We start from the raw sequence: 1,647 nt of genomic DNA on the forward strand, positions 1-1,647 counted from the left end.
GCCTCCTGCCCCAGCCCGCCGGCTGATCCTCAGTTCAGCACCCCGGCTGAATACGTACCGCACGCGGCTCCTTGAACGTGAGCCAGGCCGCGCACCGCAGAAGGAGCTCGGGGCCGAAGTCTTCGTCAAGCGCCTGCACGCCCCCGGTGATGTCATAGAGCCAGTCGCGCTGCTGCGCTGGCCCCAGCCAGGCCATCGGGCAGAACGACGGCACGCCGGGCAGGTTGTCATTGACGCGCCAGCGCCGGCTGCGTGTCGGGGTCGTCGCCACGAGGTACTCGTTGGGGTCGATGGCGTTGACGTAGCCGCCCTGGGTCGTGTCGGGTATCGGCAGCTGCCGTCCCGTGACCCACTCAAAGAGGAAACCCGTGCGCCGCGCGTAGGCGCCGGTCGGCTCCGCGGCCACCCACTCCGAGACTTCGCATAGGTCGATCCTCTGGAACAGGCGCGACAGAAACTCTAGGTGGATCCGCTCGTACTTCAAGCCGAACTCGAAGTGGCCGCGAAAGCTGTCTTGGCCTGCCCGATGTAGCAACTTCGCCGCATGCCGAATGCGCGCACGCCTTGTGACAGAGTTCCCTCCACACCCGCGCGCACCCGATCATCCGTAAGGCCGTAGGTCACTGCTGTCAATACCGAGCTGTAGACATCAAGCCCGCGCAGAAGCACAGTCTCACTGAGCACAACTTTTGCTGATGGCGAGCCATGATTCCACGATGGACTGTCGTCACCCTTGAGCGCTGGCCTCGTGGCGATTGCTGGACCGTGCGCGCCCCCGGTAACCGCGTTTTCAAACGCTTTGACCCAGCCAATGGCGCACCCAGTACTTATGCCGACATGTCTATGGGCGGGAGCGTGCGCTACTCGGCTGTACGTAACCAGATCGACGAGACGATCAGAAAGGCGCAGGAGAACGGGGCGGTGCCTAGAGCGACTGACGCTCCATAGCCGCCCTCGTTCTAGTCAAGCCACATGGAAGCCGTCCTGATCGTCAGAAGAAGTGCTCCTCCCAAAGGGGGAAGACTCCTCTGGAGCGGATCACAGCAGCCAGACAACGACGCTGGCGACATGCAAGGGCGCAGAGAGCAAGTGCCAGCAGGCCTGAGGACATAGACTGGGAGCAAGTGGGGCACATGCCCGTATCTCCTTTAAGCATCAGGAGGCGCCAGACGACTTCCCTTATTATCGGGATGCTGCCCTGTTTGAACGGTGGGTAGTGATATCTGGCACGTTCATAACCCTGCAGGCTTCGGCTCCCAGGGTTTCTTTTTTTTGACCCTGCATGCAAGAGGCCGACTCCCGTCCTAACAAATATTAGGCCATTGAAGCGATATGCCTTCAGTTGGGCAGCGTCCTCCGCCCTCGCCACTCGTTACGTCACGGATCGCAAGTGTTTGCCGGACTCAACATTGCGCCGCGTATCCTGAGAAATTCGTGAAAACCCGAAGCGAAGGACGAAGCCATGGCTTCAATCGAAGGGACCATTGCCGAGATCAACCGTGCTGCAGACCGGATGGTGATCCACCTCATCAATGGCTGGTTTGCCGTCTGCCGACTGTTCGATCGTCGAAGCTGTCCCCCGGTTGGTGAGGGGAGCTTCTAGAAACCGCCCCTGCGGCATGATGCGGGGATGAGCAGCAAGAAGAC

1 protein-coding gene is annotated in these 1,647 nt (G+C 61.0%); it reads right to left on the reverse strand.

Annotation, left to right across the window (positions count from 1 at the left end; genetic code table 11):
• Positions 1–34 precede the first annotated feature (34 nt).
• Positions 35–484, reverse strand: coding sequence for a hypothetical protein (locus D3A59_RS24830; RefSeq protein WP_119157969.1), 450 nt, complete (start codon positions 482–484; stop codon positions 35–37).
• Positions 485–1,647: the final 1,163 nt, after the last annotated feature.

This window comes from Caldimonas tepidiphila, assembly GCF_003569765.1.
Taxonomy (GTDB): domain Bacteria; phylum Pseudomonadota; class Gammaproteobacteria; order Burkholderiales; family Burkholderiaceae_C; genus Caldimonas; species Caldimonas tepidiphila.